The 21,655-nt window shown below is 49.3% G+C and carries 19 protein-coding genes; 9 read left to right on the plus strand and 10 right to left on the minus strand.

From position 1 onward, the window contains the following. The first annotated feature begins 410 nt into the window (after positions 1 to 410). From B5F77_RS14205 to B5F77_RS14215, 3 genes are read left to right on the plus strand one after another with little or no spacing between them, the layout of a single operon-like run. Entirely contained in the window at positions 411 to 956 is a 546-nt protein-coding gene (locus B5F77_RS14205) for a sigma-70 family RNA polymerase sigma factor (protein ID WP_087331933.1), read from the plus strand. Further along, the gene (locus B5F77_RS14210) at positions 944 to 1,474 is read left to right on the plus strand and encodes a hypothetical protein (RefSeq protein ID WP_087331934.1); all 531 of its coding nucleotides are present in this window, start codon (positions 944 to 946) and stop codon (positions 1,472 to 1,474) included. The genes B5F77_RS14205 and B5F77_RS14210 overlap by 13 nt, the downstream gene beginning before the upstream one ends. A gap of 12 nt (positions 1,475 to 1,486) precedes the next feature. Further along, entirely contained in the window at positions 1,487 to 2,557 is a 1,071-nt protein-coding gene (locus B5F77_RS14215) for a DUF4097 family beta strand repeat-containing protein (protein WP_140392896.1), read from the plus strand. Here B5F77_RS14215 and B5F77_RS14220 read toward each other — a convergent pair. Beyond that, positions 2,549 to 3,463, minus strand: a complete 915-nt coding sequence (locus tag B5F77_RS14220) for a ribonuclease Z (protein ID WP_087331938.1) — start codon at positions 3,461 to 3,463, stop codon at positions 2,549 to 2,551. The genes B5F77_RS14215 and B5F77_RS14220 overlap by 9 nt on opposite strands. 352 nt (positions 3,464 to 3,815) lie before the next feature. Between B5F77_RS14220 and B5F77_RS14225 the strand changes: the two genes are divergently transcribed. After that, a complete protein-coding gene (locus tag B5F77_RS14225; protein WP_087331941.1) occupies positions 3,816 to 4,076 on the plus strand; it encodes a hypothetical protein in 261 nt (86 codons plus the stop codon). A 941-nt stretch (positions 4,077 to 5,017) separates the two neighbouring features. On the opposite strand, the gene B5F77_RS14235 is transcribed toward B5F77_RS14225, so the two are convergent. From B5F77_RS14235 to B5F77_RS14245, 3 genes are read right to left on the minus strand one after another with little or no spacing between them, the layout of a single operon-like run. Continuing rightward, positions 5,018 to 6,175 (minus strand): cytochrome d ubiquinol oxidase subunit II, encoded by a 1,158-nt coding sequence (locus tag B5F77_RS14235; RefSeq protein ID WP_087331945.1) that lies wholly within the window; start codon positions 6,173 to 6,175, stop codon positions 5,018 to 5,020. A gap of 7 nt (positions 6,176 to 6,182) precedes the next feature. Next, entirely contained in the window at positions 6,183 to 7,742 is a 1,560-nt protein-coding gene (locus B5F77_RS14240) for a cytochrome ubiquinol oxidase subunit I (RefSeq protein ID WP_087331947.1), read from the minus strand. A 20-nt stretch (positions 7,743 to 7,762) separates the two neighbouring features. Then, positions 7,763 to 7,984, minus strand: coding sequence for a DUF4492 domain-containing protein (locus B5F77_RS14245; RefSeq protein ID WP_087331949.1), 222 nt, complete (start codon positions 7,982 to 7,984; stop codon positions 7,763 to 7,765). A 385-nt stretch (positions 7,985 to 8,369) separates the two neighbouring features. On the opposite strand from B5F77_RS14245, the gene B5F77_RS14250 reads away from it, so the two are divergent. The 3 genes from B5F77_RS14250 to B5F77_RS14260 all read left to right on the plus strand — a co-directional run bounded on the left by B5F77_RS14250 (position 8,370) and on the right by B5F77_RS14260 (position 11,799). Then, entirely contained in the window at positions 8,370 to 8,972 is a 603-nt protein-coding gene (locus B5F77_RS14250; protein WP_087331968.1) for a DUF4251 domain-containing protein, read from the plus strand. Between the two features lie 97 nt (positions 8,973 to 9,069). After that, positions 9,070 to 9,480, plus strand: a complete 411-nt coding sequence (locus B5F77_RS14255; RefSeq protein WP_239446377.1) for a co-chaperone GroES family protein — start codon at positions 9,070 to 9,072, stop codon at positions 9,478 to 9,480. An 18-nt stretch (positions 9,481 to 9,498) separates the two neighbouring features. Continuing rightward, complete coding sequence (locus B5F77_RS14260) at positions 9,499 to 11,799, plus strand: bifunctional dihydroorotate dehydrogenase B NAD binding subunit/NADPH-dependent glutamate synthase (protein WP_087331952.1); 2,301 nt, start codon at positions 9,499 to 9,501, stop codon at positions 11,797 to 11,799. A 115-nt stretch (positions 11,800 to 11,914) separates the two neighbouring features. Here B5F77_RS14260 and B5F77_RS14265 read toward each other — a convergent pair whose 3' ends face one another. From B5F77_RS14265 to B5F77_RS14280, 4 genes are all read right to left on the minus strand, one after another. After that, positions 11,915 to 12,922 (minus strand): ABC transporter ATP-binding protein, encoded by a 1,008-nt coding sequence (locus B5F77_RS14265; protein WP_239446378.1) that lies wholly within the window; start codon positions 12,920 to 12,922, stop codon positions 11,915 to 11,917. Between the two features lie 5 nt (positions 12,923 to 12,927). Next, the gene (locus tag B5F77_RS14270) at positions 12,928 to 13,632 is read right to left on the minus strand and encodes a hypothetical protein (RefSeq protein ID WP_162608013.1); all 705 of its coding nucleotides are present in this window, start codon (positions 13,630 to 13,632) and stop codon (positions 12,928 to 12,930) included. A 42-nt stretch (positions 13,633 to 13,674) separates the two neighbouring features. Next, a complete protein-coding gene (locus tag B5F77_RS14275) occupies positions 13,675 to 14,382 on the minus strand; it encodes a hypothetical protein (protein ID WP_087331956.1) in 708 nt (235 codons plus the stop codon). A gap of 83 nt (positions 14,383 to 14,465) precedes the next feature. Next, positions 14,466 to 16,727, minus strand: coding sequence for a GH92 family glycosyl hydrolase (locus tag B5F77_RS14280; protein ID WP_087331958.1), 2,262 nt, complete (start codon positions 16,725 to 16,727; stop codon positions 14,466 to 14,468). 93 nt (positions 16,728 to 16,820) lie between these two features. Between B5F77_RS14280 and B5F77_RS14285 the strand changes: the two genes are divergently transcribed. After that, positions 16,821 to 17,105 carry a LysO family transporter gene (locus B5F77_RS14285; protein ID WP_087331960.1) on the plus strand — a complete coding sequence of 95 codons (285 nt, stop codon included), beginning with the start codon at positions 16,821 to 16,823 and terminating at the stop codon, positions 17,103 to 17,105. Then, entirely contained in the window at positions 17,102 to 17,728 is a 627-nt protein-coding gene (locus B5F77_RS14290) for a lysine exporter LysO family protein (RefSeq protein WP_087331962.1), read from the plus strand. The genes B5F77_RS14285 and B5F77_RS14290 overlap by 4 nt, the downstream gene beginning before the upstream one ends. Before the next feature lie 677 nt (positions 17,729 to 18,405). On the opposite strand, the gene asnB is transcribed toward B5F77_RS14290, so the two are convergent. Beyond that, the gene (gene asnB, locus B5F77_RS14295; RefSeq protein WP_087331964.1) at positions 18,406 to 20,070 is read right to left on the minus strand and encodes an asparagine synthase B; all 1,665 of its coding nucleotides are present in this window, start codon (positions 20,068 to 20,070) and stop codon (positions 18,406 to 18,408) included. Positions 20,071 to 20,087: 17 nt separating this feature from the next. Next, positions 20,088 to 21,485, minus strand: coding sequence for a glutamate synthase subunit beta (locus B5F77_RS14300; protein ID WP_087331966.1), 1,398 nt, complete (start codon positions 21,483 to 21,485; stop codon positions 20,088 to 20,090). Between the last annotated feature and the right edge of the window lie 170 nt (positions 21,486 to 21,655).

The raw sequence follows: 21,655 nt of genomic DNA on the forward strand, positions 1-21,655 counted from the left end.
ATAAATTTAGTTTTTAATAAAGTAAATAGTTAGCTGCAAGAGTGCCCCTCGCGAGAGTCGCCGCAGCCAGATTGTAAATAAATTAGTATAATAAAAAGTTCTATTCAAAACGCGCTCCCGTCTGCGAAGACCGGGGCGCGTTTCTTTTTGGCGCCTAGCCTGTTGGCGCTTTACCATCCGTCCTATCCTTAGTTCTTATCCTTTTAAACATACGAAATTATGCCTATAGGGATATTCTATTATCTCTATTGGGATAAATTATTATGCCTATAGGGATATGAACTCAGGACAGGACGGGCGGCGAAGTGCCAGCAGGGCGGATGTAAAACGAACAGAAAAATATCCCGTCTCATGCAACCTTTTCCTTCCACCCTTCGTATATATAAACGAAAGAAGTTTCTTACGAGGACATGAACGAATCGATACAAACACTGATTGAAGGATGCCGGCGAAAAGAACGGCGGGCGCAACAGGCTATCTACGAACGGTATGCCCGGCGGTTGTACGTCGCCTGCCTACGCATCACCGGCAATCCGGCCGACGCGGAAGAGGCCATGCAGGACGCGTTCCTGAAGGCTTTCGGACGCATCGAACAGTTTGATAGCGAACGATGCTTTGCGGCTTGGCTCCAACGCATTGCGGTGCGGACGGCCATCGACCATCTGCGCGTGCAACCGGAAACCTGGGAAGCCTTGCCCGACGGTTATACCGAGCAGGCGGAAGAGGAGACGGCAGACGAGGAGCAGGTGCAGCTGACCGTCGAAGCCATCCGCCGCGCGATGCAACAGTTGGCCAACGGCTATCGGGTCATCCTCTCGCTCTACCTGTTCGAAGGATACGACATGGACGAGATTGCCTCTATCTTGAAACTTCAGCCCGCCAGCGTACGCAGCCAGTACCTACGCGGGAAACGGAAATTGGTTGAACTTATACGAAACGAAGCATGGACAGATTGAAAGACTTTATAGAAAAGAACCGGGAAGCGTTCGAACACGAACCCCTCCCCGAAGGACATGAGACCCGCTTTCGGCAACGTCTGGACGAAGCTTTCCCCGAAAAGAGGACGAGGCGATTCGCGCTCCGCGGATGGGCCGTTCCGGTGGCCGCTGCGCTCATCGGGTGGCTTTGTTGGCAATTCCCGGCACTGTGGTCGGGAACAGATTCGACCGCCGTATGTGAGCTGCACACGGAAGTAGCCGAACTGCGTACCTATTACCAAATGGAAATGGACGACATCCTGATGCAAATGGAGGCATACGAAAGCCGGAATGACAATCCGGCCTACCGCACACTCCTGGAAGAGAGCCGGAAGATTACGCACGCTTGCAACCGGTTCGATGCGCAAGTCCTGCCTACGCTCCCTTGTTCCGACGAAGCCGTGCAGGCCATTCAACAGCAATATGGCAATAGCCTCAACAGCTTACATATATTATATGCACAAATGCAACGACTCGAAAAATCAACTATTAAATAAATAAGTATTCCTATGAACACCATTCCTCACCACAACACATGGAGCCTATTGCTCCTGATGTTATTCATTTGTACGAATTTCGCGTGGGGCGAACCGCAGGAAGCCATACGCAAAAAAGAGTTCAACCAATCGTATGCGGCTCGGCCCGGCAATCAATTGGCCATTGAGAACAAGTACGGCAACATCACCATCACGCATTGGCAGAAAGACGAGATAGCCATCCGCGTAGTGGTCGAAGCCAAAGCGCGAAGCGAGGCGCAAGCCCAAAAGATGCTCGAACGCATTGATATCACACTCAAGAAATCAGGCTCAGTCGTGCTGGGAGCGACCGAGATTCACGCATCGGATGGCAACAACGGCAGTTTCTCGATAAACTACTATGTCAGCATGCCGACGTGGATTGATTTGAATTTGCACCAGAAATATGGTAACATCCTTTTGCCGAAAGAGAACAACAAAGGGAAATGCCTCCTCGAGGTGAAATATGGCAACATAGAAGGCGGCACGTTTACGCAACCGCTCGAAGTGGAAGCTAAATACAGCAATGTGTCGCTTGGGAAATTAACTACGGGTAACCTCCTATTAGGATATAGCGGAAAAACGACCATCGCTCAAGCCGAAAACCTGCACATCGACAGCAAATATTCCAACTTGGAAATCGGTGAAGTGGGTACGCTCATGCTCGATAAGAAATATGGGCAAATCCATATTCGCAAAGTCAATAACCTACAGGTCGACATGAAATACAGCAACATGACCGTAGAGCAATTGGATCGTCAACTGACATGCACAGAATTGGGATACGGCAACCTCGACATCACGAAGGTCGCCTCCACGTTCGCCTCCATTGAGGTAGAATCCCATTACGGGAATCTTTACCTTGGCATCCCGCTCAAAGCCTCGTTCAAGCTCAAAGCCGAAGACATGGAGTACGGAGATTGCGAGATTTCTTCCAAATTCAATAAAACACACTACGAAGTAAACGATGATTCCGCCTATTACGAAGTGAACCATGGCCGCGACGGCGTGATTGAATTCGACGGCGGAGGCTACGGACACATTACCGTAGGCGCCTTAGAGTGAGAGTTTCATTCCTTCGAAAGCGAGGAGCGTGCCGGGAAACACGGCATCCGCTTCTTGCTTGAGAGGGGCCAATTCCTCATAACGGGCGGAATAATGCCCCACGACCAATTTCTTCGCACCGGCTTCTCGGGCAATCGTCGCGGCTTGCCGGGCTGTCGAATGGGCTGTCTCGCGGGCACGGATGGCATCACATTCCATAAACGTCGCTTCATGATATAGCCAGTCGACGCCTTCCAGATAAGGGACAATTTTCGGGGAATAAGCCGTATCCGAACAATAGGCATATTTACGGGCCGGCGCGGCGGGGCGCGTCAGGCGGTTATTCGGAATCACACGTCCGTCCGGCGTCACAAAATCAGCTCCCTGCTTGATGTGCTGCAATTCGCGTACCGGCACCTGATAGAAATCCACCATCTCCCGAATGATATGCGGTTCCTTTTGCTTCTCCACAAACAAATAACCGCAACAAGGTATCCGGTGTTTCAAGGGAATGGAATAAACCGAAACCGACCGGTCCTCCATCACCAGTCCGTACTTCGACGCATCTACCGGATTAAAATGCACGGCAAAGGGCAAACCCTGGCAAAAGAGACGAAGAAACGACTCCACATATTCGCCCAGCGCGGCCGGCCCATGAATCCACAATTCACCATTCCGCCCCAACATGCCCAGCGTCGAGACCAATCCCGGCAATCCGAAGCAATGGTCGCCATGCATGTGCGAGATGAACACATGGTTCAACCGGGCGAATTTGATGCGCGTCCGCCGCATCTGCAATTGCGTCCCCTCGCCGCAATCAATCATATACAATTTATCGCGCAAATCAACCACTTGCGAAGAGGCCAAATGGCGGGTAGTAGGCAAAGCCGAACCGCAGCCTAAGATATGTACCGTGAAATCTGCCATCACACTTTTTAATTAGGAACGCAAAGATATAAGAAATTCGGCATTACTCTGTGAAAAATCACAAAAAAACATCCTCCTCCTTGCTTTTTATCAAGGAATATGCTTACATTTGCCTCGCTGTCCTTATTAGATAGTTATTATTATCATCTTAAAATGGTTATTTAAACATTCGCTATAACCTTAGCTAACTTTTTCTTTTTGTTTAAAACGGTTAAATGTAGAAACGGCCCAGCGTGAGCTTCGCCGTTTCTTGTTTTTAATAGGAAGAAATAGAACCGAAAAAAATTTCCCCCAATCACTTGTTTCACACAGAAAAACGTCTACCTTTGCATAAAAATCAGAATTTTGCAGTATGGAAAAATTTAGGGAACAACAAGAACAGCTGAAAGAGGCCAGAGAAGCACGCAAATTAAGCCGTGAGAAATTAGGTAGTTTCTTCTACGACTTGGCAAAAATCGTTTTTACGACGTTGGTCGTGGGGACTGTGGTCTCAATCGTAACCGGACCGCTTGAGTTAACGAACTGGATTCTATTATCCATTGGCGCAATGGCTACCGCATTATTGGCATTTATGGGTTATAAAATAATAAATATAAAGATATGGAACTATTAATTGCACTGTATTCATTAATCTGCATTGTCTGCATCGGTTTCTTGCTTTGGTTCCGGACGAAATCGGGGAAGAAATGGTTGCGGGATTTATAACTACCTGTTTTTAGGAGCGGCGGAGATTTCCGCAAGCCTCCCGCCGATTGCAGGAAGCCGGAGGGATTCTCCGCAACCCTCCCGCAGACTGCAGGAAGCCGGAGAGATTTTCCGCAAACCTCCCGACGATTGCAGGAAGTCGGAGAGATTTTCCACAAACCTCCCGACGATTGCAGGAGGTCGGAGAGATTTTCCGCAAGCCTCCCGCAGATTGCAGGAAGTCGGAGAGATTTTCCGCAAACCTCCCGCAGATTGCAGCAAGTCAGCGGAGATTCCCGCCGGAATTATTTATATGCTGCAAAAACGTTTCTTCGATGTGGAAACTTTGCAAATTGACATTTTTACCCCATTATATTCTTCGTTCTTTTTGCTTGATCAAAAAGAACCAAAAAATCAAGGCTTACACTCCAGCGGCTACAAATGGGAGCGTTCCACTAAAATCTCGGAAACTCGCGCTTCGCGCTCAAACAGCCGAGATTTCTTTACGCTCCACGCCCCATTTGCTTCACGCCGCTTCCGTTAGGCCGAATCAATGGACAATCGACAATGGAGAATTGACCATTGGTTCCTTTTATTAAAATGGATCCTATGAATCTTATTATAATTAATGTATAGCTAAAGAATCCTATCCAAATAAAAGTAATTGTCAATTATCCATTGCCCATTCTCCATTGAACTGGCCTACGGCTGGTGGACGTCAAGCGAGTGACCGGAACGGAGCGGCCGGGAGCGTCGCTGTCTGAGCGAAGTGAGTTGCGACGTGAACAGCGGAGTGCAGGGAACGAGTAGCCCAGCAGCCGCAGCCTTGAACTTTTGGTTCTTTTCTTTCAAGAGAAAAGAACGGAAAATTCAATACGCATGTGTATGCTCGTCTCCCATCTCGGTACGGTTAATGCCCCGGATGTCTATCGCCCGCCAAGCAAAGAAGATGTAGGCGATGACGAAGGGGATGAGGATGGAGACGTAGCTCATCACCTCGAGCGTGAAGAGGCTGGAGCTGCTGTTCTGTATCGTAAGCGAGCTTTGCAGGTCGGCCAGCGAAGGGTAATAAGCCGTATGGTTGAGTCCGGCGCAAAGGAGCAAGGACGTCACCGTCAAGACCGTACCCGGACCAGCGAACCATATCCCCTGCCGACATCCTTTCTGGAAGAGTGTCTTCCCTATGCCAAACAAAACTCCCACGACGCCCACCAAGAACATGCCCAATACCCAAGGCATCTCAAGCAGGTTGTGCAAATACTTTTGCGGCTCCATATACACCTCTTGCGTGATAGGATCTACGGCAAAGCCTTCCGTCAGCAACAGGTAGAAAAGGAACAAGAGGAAGAAGATGAGGAATGCGCTGCTCTCCTTCTTCAGATGCCGGCGACAACGGGCGTCAATCTCCGCATCGTTAATATTATTAATGAAATAGAGCAAAGCCAACACACGCGCCAAGCAAAGGACTGCCACGCCAAGCATGAGGTTCCAGATATTCGTGACGGCTTCCAACCCGTGCCACGGCGTCGCCCATTGAGAGATAATGGGCATCGAAAGATCGGTCAAATGCTCTTTATTGACTACAAACTCGGCTCCTGTGAAAAATGTCGCCACGGCTGTCCCTAAAAGCAACGGACCGGCGATACCATTAATTATCAAGAATACCTGATACGTGCGTTTCCCCAGCAAATTTCCCTTCTTCGCTTGGTATTCGTAAGAGACGGCTTGCAAGACGAAGCAGAGCAGTATCAGCATCCATACCCAATAAGCGCCCCCGAAACTGGTAGAATAAAACAAAGGGAAAGAGGCGAAGAAAGCGCCGCCGAAGGTAACGAGCGTCGTAAAGGTGAACTCCCATTTGCGCCCGGTCGAATTGAGAAGCATCTTTTGCTGCATTTCGGTTTTCCCGATTTGGAAGAGAAGCGATTGCCCGCCCTGTACGAAGAGTAAGAACACCAGTAATCCGCCCAATAGCGATACTAAAAACCACCAATATTGTTGCAAGAATAAATAATCTGAATTTTCCATCGTATTGTTATTTAATAGTGAGTGATTCATCGTTTGTTTCCGGTCCCTGCTGGATAGCCTTGAGCAGGATGCGAATCTCGGCTATAAGCAAGACCGTGAATAAACATAAGAAAAGGAAGAAAGTGGTCTGCACAGCCGAAGCCTCCAACCGCGACACGCTCGCCACCGTCGGCAGGATATCCTGTATCGCCCAAGGCTGACGACCTACTTCAGCCACAATCCATCCGGCTTGCCCCGCGATATAAGCCAACGGGATGCTCCACAATGCCACATAGTGCATCCACTTCTGCCCCACCAACTTCTGGCCACGCAGTAACAAAAGGGTCGCCACAAAGAGCAAGATTAAATAGCCTCCCAAAATCACCATGAGGTGAAAAGCATAGAAAGTCATACCGACCGGCGGAATCAATTCGTCGGCCGACTTCAAATAACCATACCCAAAGTAAGGGAAGTTGGCATCCAACGTAGTGCGATGCAATAACATAGAGGCCTCATCGTTCGCCTCTTTCGCCTTCCGATAATCAGCTAAAGCTTGAATAGCAATGCGTCCTTTGGCGATTTTCTCTTCGGCAGAGAGAGCCGTTGATCCATCTTTCAGCGTATAACCTCCTTCGACCAAGTCTTTCATGCCCGGAACAAAGGCATCGGATTCGCGCTCGGCCAAAAGGGAAAGCATCTTTGGGATTTCTATTTTAAAAAGGAAGGGCTCCTCGGTACCGTCATAGCTCGTCCGATTCGGATTTAAAACCCCCACGCCTACTAATCCAGCACCCTCCGTACCTTCATACAAACCTTCCATCGCGGCAAGCTTCATCGGTTGCTTTTGAGCAACTTGATAGGCCGACCCGTCGCCCGTCCAAAGCAAAAGAACGGAAGCCACCAAACCGAATACCGCACCGACCCGAATACTCCGCAAGGCAAAATCCGTGTGCCGTTTCTTTAATAAATACCAGCAACTGACGCCAATCACGAACGTCGCGCCCGTCACCCAACCCGAAAGTACCGTATGGCAGAACTTATTCATCGCCACGGGCGAAAGAGCTACGGCCCAGAAGTCCATCATCTCGTTGCGTACTGAGTCAGGATTAAAGTGCATACCTGCCGGATATTGCATCCAGGAGTTAGCAATGAGAATCCAAAGCGCGGAAAGCGTAGCGCCTATGATGGTGAGCCATGTCGACGCCAAGTGCGCTCGCTTGCTTACTTTTTCCCAGCCAAAATACATAATCGCAATAAATGTCGCCTCCATGAAAAAGGCCACAATACCCTCAATGGCCAACGGAGCACCAAAGATATCGCCTACAAACCAGCTATAGTTCGACCAGTTTGTACCAAACTCAAACTCCAGTATCAAACCTGTCGCGACCCCAATCGCAAAGTTAATACCAAACAATTTCATCCAGAATTGCGCCGTGTTCTTCCAATGCGCCTCTCCAGTCTTTACATACAAAGTCTCCATAATGGCTTGGATAATACCCAGTCCCAACGTCAAAGGGACGAAAAGCCAATGATACATAGCCGTCAACGCAAATTGCGCCCGCGACCAATCAATCAACGCCGTATCCATACTTAATACCCTATCTTAAATTAGAAATTAGAATTTGCTCGTTCGACCAACTCAGTAGAGACATACGCCTCTTTCTCTTCCTCCGCAAGTCCACCTAAAAAGTCGGGAAAGAAGAACAACTTCAAGATGAAAAACATCACAAACAGCTTAACCAAGATAATAAGCCACAATACTTTACCCAGCTTCATATCCCGAAAACCCTCCGCATAAAACGCGTATATCTTCTTTAATCCCATTCCCATATCGCTTGCTTGTTGGTTAAAATTGGGTTAAAGGTAGCAAAAAAAACGCCTCGTTCTACCATCTTTCCGCATCTTATTTTTCAAAGGTACCCTTACCAAACTTTTCAAGCAAGGCATGAAAAATTTCTTCGATGCCGAATATTTCTATAAATATCGTCGATGTTTGTACAAATATCGACGATATTTTCATATCTTCAGACTAAAGATATAAAAACATCGACGATACGCAAAGATTTATCGACGAACAAAGAAAGTTTACATGCTTGGTTTCAAACTTTAAGAGGGCGGACGGAGAAAATATAATTATATGAAAAAGATACAGCACTTCCGGAACAATCTACATCTTTCAATTGTATTGATGATATAGATTTAATGAGAAATGAATATGAAAAGGTTAGTGATTTTATTGATGTCGTTCTTTTTGATAGGAACGGGAATAGCGTTGGCACAAGACGTAAGTACGAAACAGAGCGCAAAAGAGGCACGAGCTGCAGCTAAAGAAGCGCGCCAAAAGGCAAAAGAAGCGGAAAAGGCCGCCGAGGAAGCCGAAGAGAAAGCCATGTGGGAAGAGGCGAAAGCGGCTCTCGAAGCGCATGATTTCGTATTGGAAGCCGAACGCGTGGAATTCAAACGGGGCACGTTCGCCTATGTCACGCCGAGCATGAACTTTGTCTCGCTCATCGACAACGAGGCGACGGTGCAATTATCTTTCAACGGACCATTTGCGGGTCCGAATGGCGTAGGTGGCATCACGGTAGAAGGAACACCGTCGAACATCAAAATAAAGACGGACAAGAAAGGAAACATCAACTTCTCGATGATGGTGCAAGGTATTGGTATCTCAGCTCAAGTGAGCATCCGGATGCCGGCAGGCTCAGCCCGTTGCACAGCTACGGTGATTCCGAATTTCCATAGCGCGCGGGTGACGTTTACGGGTACACTCTACCTGAGCGACAATTCGTCCGTCTTTAAAGGAAGAGCTTTGTAAAGTATTTTTTCCGCTTACTAAAAACAGAAAGCATGGGACATGGAAGCAATTTTTCATGTTTCATGCTTTATTTATGCCCATTAATGCGTACTTTTGCATGATTATCATAACAAATACTGAGATTATGCAGCTACCTTTTGAGCAGAAAGACATGAATAAGGTCCTGATGATTGGCGATAAAGTGCTCATCAAGCCTAAGAATCCGCAAACACGGACAAAGACGGGGCTTTATCTGCCGCCGACCGTCCAGGAAAAGGATAAGATACAAGTAGGTTACGTAATTAAAACAGGTCCCGGCTATCCGCTCCCGGCGCAAAACGACGAACGCGAAGTGTGGGAAAAGAAAGAAGAGGACGTACGCTATCTTCCGCTTCAAGCACAAACGGGAGACATGGCGGTATTCCTCCAGAATTCGGCCTACGAGATTAATTTGAATGACGACAAGTATTTTATTGTACCTCATGCCGCTATCTTGATGTTGGTACGCGACGAGGGATTGTTTGAGTAAGAAAGGAAATAAAACAGGATGAATAAGATTGTAAGTAAAGAATTCTTCTCAGCAAAAGTGGTAAAGCTGGAAGTAGAGGCTCCGTTGATTGCTCGTTCGCGCAAGGCGGGGCATTTTGTGATTGTCCGCGTAGGGGAAAAAGGAGAACGTATGCCGCTCACCATTGCAGAAGCCGACCCGAAGAAGGGAACCATTACCCTTGTGGTGCAAGAAGTAGGGCTTTCGTCTACGAAGTTATGCCAACTGGAAGTGGGCGACGAAATTACCGACGTGGTGGGTCCGCTGGGGCAAGCTACGCATATTGAGAAGTTTGGGACGGTAGTATGTGCCGGAGGCGGCGTAGGCGTAGCACCGATGCTTCCGATTGTACAAGCGCTAAAAGCTGCCGGGAACCGGGTAATTACGGTATTGGCAGGACGTACGAAAGAGTTGATTATCCTTGAGAAAGAGATGCGTGCCAGCTCAGATGAGGTGATTATCATGACGGATGATGGTTCGTATGGGCAAAAAGGATTGGTGACAGAGGGCGTCGAGGCGGTCATCAAGCGGGAAAAGGTAGACAAGTGCTTTGCCATCGGTCCGGCAATCATGATGAAATTCGTCTGCTTGCTGACGAAAAAGTATGATATCCCGACGGAGGTATCACTCAATACGATTATGGTAGACGGCACAGGTATGTGCGGTGCATGTCGCATCACCGTAGGCGGGAAAACGAAATTCGTATGTGTAGACGGACCGGAGTTTGATGGCCATCAGGTGGATTTCGACGAAATGCTTAAGCGTATGGGCGCTTTCAGAGAGGTGGAACGCGAAGAGATTCATAAACTGGATCCGGAAGCCGCCGAGGCCCATTCGATTACCGCATTGGAAGACCGCAACGCCCCGTGGCGCGAAGCACTTCGTAAAGCGATGAAGCCGAAAGAACGTACGGCTATCCCCCGCGTCAAAATGCGCGAACTGGATCCCGAATATCGTTCGCATACCCGCTTGGAGGAAGTAAACCAGGGATTGACACCAGAGCAAGCCGTCACGGAAGCACACCGGTGTCTTGATTGCGCGAATCCAACCTGTATGACGGGTTGTCCGGTGGGTATCAACATTCCTTCCTTCATTAAGAATATCGAACGGGGCGAGTTTCTGGAGGCGGCCCGCGTCTTGAAGGAGACCAGCGCATTGCCTGCCGTATGTGGCCGCGTCTGTCCGCAAGAAAAGCAATGCGAATCGAAGTGCATCCACTTGAAGATGGGGCACGAAGCCGTGGCGATTGGTTATCTGGAACGCTTTGCGGCCGATTACGAACGGGAGAGCGGGCATATCTCCATCCCGGTAATGGCTGAAAAGAATGGCATCAAGGTAGCGGTCGTAGGTTCGGGTCCTGCCGGGCTCTCTTTTGCGGGCGATATGGCCAAGAACGGATACGACGTCACAGTTTTCGAAGCTTTGCACGAGATTGGCGGCGTATTGAAATATGGCATTCCGGAGTTCCGCTTGCCGAATAAGATAGTAGATGTAGAGATTGAGAACCTCGCAAAGATGGGCGTACATTTCGTGAAGGATTGTATCGTGGGCAAAACCCTCAGCGTGGCGGATTTGAAGGCTGACGGCTTCCAGGGTGTTTTCGTGGCGTCGGGCGCCGGATTGCCGAACTTCATGAATATTCCGGGCGAGAACAGCATCAACATCCTCTCGTCGAACGAATACCTGACGCGCGTGAACCTGATGGATGCAGCTAACCCCGATTCCGATACGCCGGTCGCATTCGGAAAGCGGGTGGCAGTCATTGGCGGGGGCAATACGGCGATGGATTCCGTCCGTACCGCCAAACGCCTGGGTGCCGAGAAGGCCATGATTATCTATCGCCGCTCGGAAGCTGAAATGCCAGCCCGCATCGAAGAGGTGAAACATGCAAAGGAGGAGGGCGTTGAGTTCCTGACACTCCATAACCCGATAGAGTACATCGCCGACGAGCAAGGCCGCGTGAAGCAGGTCGTGCTCCAGAAGATGGAACTGGGTGAACCGGATGCTTCCGGCCGACGGAGCCCGGTGCCGATTCCCGGTGCCATTGAGACGCTGGACATCGACCTGGCGATTGTGAGCGTAGGCGTTTCGCCTAACCCTATTGTACCGCATTCGGTACCTGGTTTGGAATTAGGACGCAAAGGTACGATTGCCGTCAACGAAGAGATGGAATCGTCCGTCCCGATGTTGTTTGCCGGAGGCGATATCGTCCGCGGAGGCGCCACGGTCATCCTGGCGATGGGCGACGGAAGACGGGCGGCAGCCGCTATGCATCAGAAACTTATGGGAAAGAAAGAGTAAGATACGGACCCGACAGCCTCTGAGGTCAAGAGCACGCCGGTTCTCAGGTCTGCACCTTAAAAGCACTCAGGTCAGGACTTCGTAATCCACGAGGTCCTGACCTTTCTTATTTTCCTCAACGAAGAAGTTGGAAAAGCTCTGAAAGGGAGGTGATTTCCTTCACACTATCAGGGAGATAGAGTTGGTAAGCGTGCGGCGAAAGGCAATCAACGGAAGGATACTCCGCAGAGAAGGGTGAAGGCATGAAGCCGTTCCGAAGCAATGCATTCCGGAGCCAATAGACTGTGAGCGCATCGCCCCGCACACCCACCGGCGATTGAGGAGAAGCCATGCTCAACTGCCCCGTCCGCACATCAAACCGCACTTCACCCCGTTCGAAGAAAGAGGAAAATGCGCCCGAAAGAATTAATTCCTCCGGCATACCCGAAACCATCTCCCGCCCTTGCGCAAGCAACCACAGGCAATCGCCCATTTGAATAGCCAGTTCCAAATCGTGCGTAGAAAGCAGGATAGCCTTATGTTGTTCCGTGGCCAAGCGATGAAGGAGCGCCATCGTCTCAAGCCGACTGGTCACGTCGAGAAAGGCTGTCGGTTCATCTAACAGGATCACAGGGCATTGTTGAGCCAACGTGCGGGCAATCATGGCCTTTTGCCGCTCGCCGTCGCTCAGTTCCGAAACATAGCTATCCGCCTTATGCGCAATGCCTACCCATACCATGGATTGCTGGACGATACGCTTGTCTTCCTCGCGCAAACGACCTAAGAAATCGGTATAAGGATGACGGCCCAAGGCCACCAATTCGCGCACGGAAATCCCGCCTGCGTTGGTTTTCTCGGTCAGCACGACCCCGACCGTCGTGGAAAACTCCGCCCGCGAATAAAGCTCCAAAGGTTTGCCCAAGACGCGGATTTCACCCGCCAAAGCGGGTTGGAAACCACACAAGGTACGGAGTAACGTCGACTTTCCGGCGCCATTCAGCCCCAACAAACAGGTCACTTCGCCCACACGCAAGGACAAATGCAATCCCTGATGTACCACTTTGCGCCGGCCGCCTTTCAGCACATAGCCGATGGCCAAGTCATTCGCCTCGACGGCTAGCTTCTCTTTTCCTTCAGTTATCACCCGCTTTATCCTTTCAACTGAGTGGCTACCTTAAAACTTCCCGGTTTCGAATGCTGAACCTCGAAGGGCAAAGAATTCCAGATATTGAGAAGTTTTAGAATCCGTGCCAACTTTTCTTGCTTCTTATGGTTCAGGATATTATAATTGATGTAAGTCTTCAGGGTAAAGAATGTATTCTGCTCTTCCCTTCCGAAAATAAACCCCTGCGGGATTGTTCCATAGACCACATGACCATTCGGCTCGGCACCTATATTAATATCTATATTATGGAAAAAGAAATACCGGATAAGGTCTCCGTCAAAAGGCGTAAGATCAATATGGTTAGGCTCGATAAACCGCTGATGGAAACGCAGGAAGAAGTGCGGAATATATTTTACGACAGCCATCCGCTCACTATGGGTACGAAAACCAGAGAACGAATATGCACCTCTTCCATTATCCGCATTGAACCGAACCCAAGACAAAACCTGCAGACGCTGGACTTCCGGCCGAAAGACTTGTTTCTTGCTTACACAATAAAAATAAGTTTCCCATTTGTTCTTATTCGGCGAAGTCCACGTCCGATATGCATGAGCCGGGAACACTGGACAATGAGCGAATTTTGAACGCAACTCATCTTTCCATTTGGCTCTTTGCCAATGCTTCAACAAAGGTAAGTCCCGCATAATTTCACGAAAGGTCTCTTCTCGTGTCATACTTTCTATAAGCATAGGCTTTCTGTTTATCGTTCTATTTGTCTTTACTTTCCGCTATCATTTTCCTTTCTCTTCCCCTAATTTCCATTTAACTTGCCACTGATTTCGATTTTTTGCAATGTTTGCTACATTCTCGGTTGTAACTGTTGGAAAATATTTCAGTCCATCCCGCAAAAGCAGGTCTAATTTCGCCTTCTTTTTTTGAGAAAGGGTTTCCGGGTTGATATAGGTCTTCACCACGTAATAAAGTTCATCTTCATGGATTCCGAAAATAGTTCCTTGCTCATCAGATCCATAAAAATATTCATTTAACAAGTATGTACAGAGGAACAAGTCTTGGTTATGCAAGAAATAATAATCGATGATATCGTATTTAAATGAGGAAAGATCTATATGATTCGGTTCGATATAACGCTGGCGGTAACGCGCGAAGAAGTGTGAAATGTATTTCATCAAGAGATACCTTTTACTCATATACTCACAATAGTAAGCTCCTTTTCCATTCGCCGAATCATATTTTACATAAAAACGACAAACTGGCGCATGAGCCTTCTTTTTCTCTGTGCAATAAAACAAAATACGCCACGTAATATTTGTCATGGGGGAACGCCATGTCCGGAAGGCATAACAAGGATATACGTTGCTATGGGCAAATTTCGAACGCAGTTCGTATCCTACCTTCCAATAAGCCCATTCCCAGAGAAGCGGCAAATCTTTCATCAATTGCTCGTACACTTCTTTGAGTGACATACTTTCTACGATCATATCTTTTCGTTTAGTCTGAAGAGGATTGCCCACATACACTCGCAGGCAATCCTCCTATATTACACAATAATCAATCCGTCTTTTTAAGGATGCACATTTGTCATCTCGATTTCAAGCGTGCCGCCTTTAGCCAAATCAGCATGGCTGAAGAACGGGGTTGGGAGTTCTTGACCATTCAATTTGGCGGATTTCACATACTTGTTCTCCGGTGAATTGTTCTTTACGATGATATCGAATTGCCCTCCTGCTACTTGGATAGAGGCTTTATCGACTATCGGACGTCCGATTGTATAAAGTGGAATACCTGGACAAACCTGATAAAAGCCCATAGCACTCATGACATACCATGCAGACATCTGCCCACAATCTTCATTTCCGATAATACCATCCGGCGCATTCGTATAGAAATTGCGCATGATGAAGTCCAGACGCTCTTGTCCTTTCCAGGGCGAATCCGTCCAGTTATAAAGATAAGCCATGTGGTGGCTCGGTTCGTTTCCATGAGCATATTGTCCTATCAGACCCGTAATATCGCCCGAGGCTTCAGCACCATCTACACGCGAGGAGGTCGTAAAGAGCGTATCCAAACGAGTTTCCAATTCTTTCTTACCTCCGATTTCCTGGATATAATTGTCCATGTCGTGCGGTACGAAAAAGCTCCATTGAAAAGCATTTCCTTCCGTATAATCACTCTTCATGTGCGAAGAATAACGCGGATTAAAGGGGGTACGGAACGAACCATCGCTCATAACCGGACGCATGAATTTCGTCTCGGGATCCAAATACCGTTTATAATAATCTGCCTTTTTCAGGTATTCATCCGCCAGAGCTTGGTTACCAGCCTTGAGAGCTATCTGAGCCACACACCAATCGTCGTATGCCATTTCAACACCCCATGATACGGATTCCGGAATTAAATCAGCCGGCACAAATCCATACTGGTCTTTATACAAGAGATGCTTCGTAATCAAATCCAACTCACGCGTTCCTTTGAATTTCTCAGCCAAGTCTTCACGATAAACGGACGAGCGTGCTCCGGCTTCCGCCCATACCTTTAAATCATCTCCGCCTGTCAAATCCTTGCAAACCAAATCGGCCAAAACTGATACCGAATGATAGGCCGGCATACAACCCGTATAGCTGCTTACAATCGGCCATTTAGGCAGGATAGTTCCTTCCCGATAGGCTTGTACGAGAGAAAGTCCCATTTCCGTAGCTCGCTCGGGACGGATAATAGTCAAGAGCGGATGCAAGGCACGGAAGGTATCCCATAATGAGAATGCCGTATAGTTCTTATATCCAGGAGCAGCCATGTGTACTTGTTTATCTAATCCTACGTATTGCCCATCTACATCTTGATAGACATAGGGAGCCAACGAGGCATGGTAAAGGGCGGTGTAGAAATTCTTGCGGATAGTCGGGTCGGTCGTTTCAATCCGGATTTTGTTCAATTCCTGATTCCAAATGGCAGCAGATGCCTGGCGCGTTGCGTCGAAGTCCCAACCTGGAAGTTCTTTGGCCATATTCTTCGCCGCACCTTCGGGACTGACGGGAGATATAGCGACTTTCACAAACAAAGGTGCCTGTGATTCTTTGAATTTATAATGGAATTTCAAATCCTTGTCCGTATTCAATTTCAAGAAAAGCGAATCAGCACGCTGCTGCCCGTCTATATATTGGTAGACTTTCTCGATTTTCTCGGAGAATACGATATGATAGGAGATGTTATGGTAATGTGCCCATCCTCGTGTCTGGAATGTACCTTCTACGGTCGAGTCGTTCACGAACCAATATTCGTTTCCCGTCACCCGATGTCCCCAATCGGGTTGTAATACATGTCCCAAGTCAAACAATACACGGCGTTCCTTCGGGTTGTCGTAGGTGTATTTGTGGAACCCGACGCGCTCAGTCGAGGTCAGTTCCACCTGGACTCCAAAGTTATCCAAACGTACGGCATAATAACCCGGTGTCGCCTGTTCAGTCTCCTTCTGGAAGGTGGCAACGGGTTTGATAGAATCTTCCCCGCTATAGGGCAACAGAGCAATATCACCCATGTCGCCAATGCCAGTACCTGACAGGTGCGTATGGCTGAATCCATAAATCTGGCGGTCGTCGGCATGATAACCGCTACTTGCGTCCCAACCCAAGATGTGCGTATCCGGACTTACCTGCACCATCGCATAAGGACGGGTGGCTCCGGGAAACGTATGTCCATGAAAACCGCTTCCAATAAACGGGTCTACGTATTGGGTTTGATCTACGGCTGTTTCCGTAGCCGGTTGTTGCACGCAACTGGATGCCATGCAAACCAGTGCAGCTGATAATAATAACTGATGCTTCTTCACTGTACTATCGATTTAGTTTTTAGTTAGGTGACAAACTTACACATTTTTATTGATTATTTTGTACCTTTGCGCGGATTTTTTCGATATAATTTTATGTTTACCGTCATAAGCATCCTATTTACAGGCGTTTTCATTGGATATATCACAAGACGTTTTCCTTTTTGGGCGAAAATCAATCGTCCGATTACCTATACGATTTATTTGCTTCTGTTCCTTTTGGGTATCTCGGTAGGGCATAATCCGCAAATTATGGATAATCTGGGCACGTTGGGCCTCCAAGCGTTCTTGCTCGCAGCTGCAGGCACATTGGGAAGCCTTTGTTTTGCTTGGTTAGTTTACCGGTTGTTTTTCCAACGAAAAAAGGGAGCGGAGGAATGAAAGGGAGTCTCATTATCGTGGGGTGTTTCTTGTTGGGGGCACTTTTGGGTTGGCTGGATCTCCTCCCCGCGTGGCTCGTGCAAGGAGATGTGTCTATGTATGTCCTCTATGCCTTGATGCTTCAAGTGGGGATAGGTATCGGGAGCGACGCGAAACTGGGACAAATCCTCCGGAGCATACGCCCGCGGCTGCTCCTCGTGCCTTTGGCTACCATCACAGGGACATTGCTGTTTTCGGCCCTTATCAGCTTCGTTATCGAGCGATGGAGCCTCGCGGAATGCCTGGCGGTAGGGAGCGGATTTGCGTATTACTCGCTCTCGTCCATCCTCATCAGTCAATTGAAAGAACCGACGTTGGGTGTGCAAATGGCTTCCGAACTGGGGACGGTCGCCCTGATGGCCAATATCTTCCGCGAGATGTTCACCCTGCTCGGCGCGCCCTTGTTTGTCCGTTGCTTCGGACGCTTGGCGCCTATCTGTGCCGGAGGTGCCACGACGATGGATACCACGCTCCCCGTCATTACCCGTTATGCCGGCAACGACCTCGTGTTCATTTCCATCCTTCATGGTATCTTGGTGGATTTCAGCGTCCCCTTCCTCGTCTCCTTCTTCTGCCAATTATAACGCTTGCGACGTAAGAGCATCCACCCTATCGACGCTTCGCCGCCCGTCCTATCCATGCTCCGTATCTCATGTGGGATACGAAAATATTCCATATGGAATACAAAAATATTCCACGTGGAATACGAAAATATCTCTGGTTAGATATGAAGCATGGATAGGACGGACGGCGAAGCGCCAACAGACCAGGCGGCAAAAGGAAACGCGCCCCGGTCTTCGCAGAAGAGACTCCCCAGGCCGAACTTGCCCGTTTGCGTGAGGAGCTCCGTGTGACCAAGGCCAAGGCCGCCCTATATGAGGAGGTGGTCTCTCTGGCCAGCGAGCAATACGGCATTGAGTTACTAAAAAACTTTGGTCCCAAGCAGTAGAATCTCTTGCGGCAAAGTGTCCGGATTATACCATTTCCGGCCTTTGCTCTCTGCTTGGGAAAACAAAGCAAGCCTATTACAAGCGTAAGCGCTCCCAGAGCCGGACACTTCTGGAAGAGCGTATTGCCATTGAGTTCGCCAATGAGACGCGTAGCCGCGATCCCGGTATAGGATGTGGAAGTTTGCAATTATAACTATAATCGCCGGGGATTCTCGTTATCTTTCCCGGCGATTATAGTTATGAAAACGAAAGGTGAAGGCAGAGGTGCCAAAGGATAGGTATCTCTGCACCTCACCTTGCTCTTTTGATTGTTAGTAGGCAGCTTCGTGCACGTCTTTCACGGCCCGGCCACTGGGGTCGTTCATATTGCGGAATGCGGCATCCCACGCCAAGGCTTCGGCCGTTGAACAAGCTACGCTGGGAACAGACGGGACTGTCCGAGCGGCACTTTCGCTGGGGAAATGGGACTCGAAGATGGAGCGATAGAAATATTCCTCTTTGTTCATGGGCGTGTTAATCGGGAAGCGTTCGGCAGCATGTGCCATTTCCTGATCGGATACCGCCTCGGAAGTGATGCGTTTCAACGTGTCAATCCAACCATATCCTACCCCATCGGAAAATTGTTCTTTCTGCCGCCAAAGGATTTCAGGCGGGAGGAGGCCGTCGAAGGCTTCGCGGAGAATTTTCTTCTCAATGGTTTTTCCGGGACACATCTTTGCAGCCGGATTGAGACGCATCGCCACGTCGAGAAACTCCTTGTCGAGAAAAGGTACGCGTCCTTCTACGCCCCATGCGGCAAGACTCTTATTGGCCCGAAGGCAATCATACAGATAAAGTTTGGAGAGCTTGCGGACCGTTTCTTCGTGGAAAGCTTTGGCATCGGGGGCTTTGTGGAAATAAAGATAACCGCCAAATACCTCATCGGCACCTTCGCCGCTTAATACCATTTTTATACCCATACTCTTGATAACGCGCGCCAGCAAGTACATCGGAGTGGATGCCCGGACGGTGGTGACATCATAGGTTTCAATATAATAAATCACGTCACGAATGGCATCTAATCCCTCTTGGATTGTATAATGTACTTCGTGGTGTACCGTACCGATAGCATCGGCCACTTTCCTCGCGGCCGCTAAGTCCGGGGCGTCTTTTAATCCAATAGCGAACGAATGAAGTTGCGGCCACCAGGCTTCCGACGTTCCGCCGCTCTCGACCCGTTTCGAGGCGTATTGCTTAGCAATAGCGGATACGAGCGAAGAATCCAAACCGCCAGAGAGCAAGACGCCATAGGGGACATCACACATTAATTGCCGCTTCACGGCAGCCATGAGCGCATCGTGTAGTTCCTTCGTCGAGGCGGGGTTTTCTTTTACCGACTCATATTCCATCCAGTCTCGCTGGTACCATCGTGTCGGTTCTTTGTCTTTACTATAAAAATAATATCCGGGCTGGAACACATGATACATGGAGGCATAACCTTCCAGTCCTTTCAGTTCGGACGAAACCAGCAGATGCCCTGCATTATCATATCCATAATATAAAGGTATGACGCCAATCGGATCCCGGGCTATCAAGTACACGTCTTTGTCGGCATCATAAAGGGCAAAGGCAAAGATGCCGTTCAGGTCTTCCAGGAAATGAATCCCTTTTTTTCGATACAGGGCCAGGATGACCTCGCAATCGGAACCAGTTTGAAACTCATACTCGCCTTGTAATTGCGCTCGGATAGCTTGATGGTTGTAGATTTCGCCATTGACGGCCAATATCAGTTTGCCGTCTTTACTCTTCAACGGCTGACCACCTGAAGCGGGGTCGACAATCGAAAGCCGTTCATGGGCTAAAATAGCAGAACCTCCTTGGTAAATACCGCTCCAATCCGGACCGCGATGGCGGATTCGTTTACTCATTTCCAAGGCTTGGGTGCGAAGGGAAGCTTCTCCCTCGCGGATATTGAATATAGCTGTAATACCACACATAGCTTTATTTCCTTTCTTTATGATTTGATGGTTTGTAAATATCGGTCTATCTCGACAGCTGTTTTTTGGCCGGATGCCATGGCTTTGACAACTAAGCTCGCCCCGCTGACAACATCCCCGCAAGCGAATAACTTCGGTATATCTTTTTCGCCCGCTTCTCCCGGCTCATCGGAGAGGGCAAGCTCCAAGGACTCAAAGACAGCGGCTTTCGAAGGCCGGAGGAATCCCATGGCGAGGAAGACCAGGTCGGCGGGAATGATTTCGGTGCGTCCGGTTCGTTGCATATCGGGATTCCAGATAACCTCTTCTACCTCGACGCCCGTCAGCTTGCCCTCTTCGCCCAGGAACCGGTTGGAGGCAAGGCTCCATCGGCGCACGCATCCCTCCTCGTGGCTGCTGGTTGTTTTTAATATCTTGGGGAACTGCGGCCAGGGCGTTTCGGGATTGTATCCGACGGGAGGCTGCGGGAGGATTTCGATTTGTGTCACACTGGCCGCCTGTTGCCGGTTGGCCGTACCGACGCAATCACTCCCCGTGTCCCCGCCTCCGATGACGAGTACCCGTTTCCCGGCGCAATGAATGCGCTTCGCTTCGTCTATCGCAATGCCTTCCAATTGCCGGTTCTGTTGCCCAAGCAGTTCGAGGGCAAAATGGATGCCCTTCAACTCGCGCCCCTCAATAGGCAGGTCGCGCGGAGTTTCGGCTCCCATCGCGAGGCAAACCGCATCATATTCGTTTAATAAAACGCTTATCGGATAGGCTTTTCCTATAACGGTATTCGTTTGGAAACGAACGCCCTCCGCTTCCATCAGCCGAATGCGCCGGTCGATAATATTCTTTCCTAATTTGAAATTGGGAATACCGAACCGCAACAACCCGCCTGGTTTTTCATCCTTCTCGTAAACGGTCACGGTATACCCCAGATGGTTCAGCCGATTGGCCGCTGTAAGTCCCGCCGGACCGCTCCCGACAATCGCCACCCGCTTTCCGTTCCGTTCAATGGATTGGGGTTGGATATATCCTTCCCGGAAAGCGCCTTCGATAATCGCCGCCTCGTTTTCGCGGATCGTTACCGGCTCCCCGCAACTCAAATTGAGGACGCACGCCTTTTCACACAAGGCCGGACAGACGCGCCCAGTGAATTCCGGAAAGTCGCAGGTATCGGCCAAGATTTCGTAGGCGCCTTGCCAATCTCCCTTGTACAAGCGGTCTTGCCATTCCGGTTGCCGGTTTCCCAAGGGACATGCCCAATGGCAGAAAGGCACGCCGCAATCCATGCAACGCGAAGCCTGCTCGCGGCGGTCGCTTGCGTTCAGCGTTTGTTCTACTTCGCTAAAATCGTCTATCCGCTCGTGGACGGGACGATATCCCGCCTCTTTGCGGTGTATGGTCAGAAATGCTTTTGGATTTCCCATTTTTCTATCTATTTTTACCTTTTTTTGAATGAAATGATTATTTATATATCGGCGTACCCCCTCGCCGAGCTCCTGCACGCTGCGCGACGTCGGCGTACCCCCTCGCCGAGCCCCTGCACGCTGCATGACGTCGGCGTACCCCTTCGCCGAGCTCCTGCACGCTGCGCGAC

Source organism: Parabacteroides sp. An277, assembly GCF_002159645.1.
Classification (GTDB): domain Bacteria; phylum Bacteroidota; class Bacteroidia; order Bacteroidales; family Tannerellaceae; genus Parabacteroides.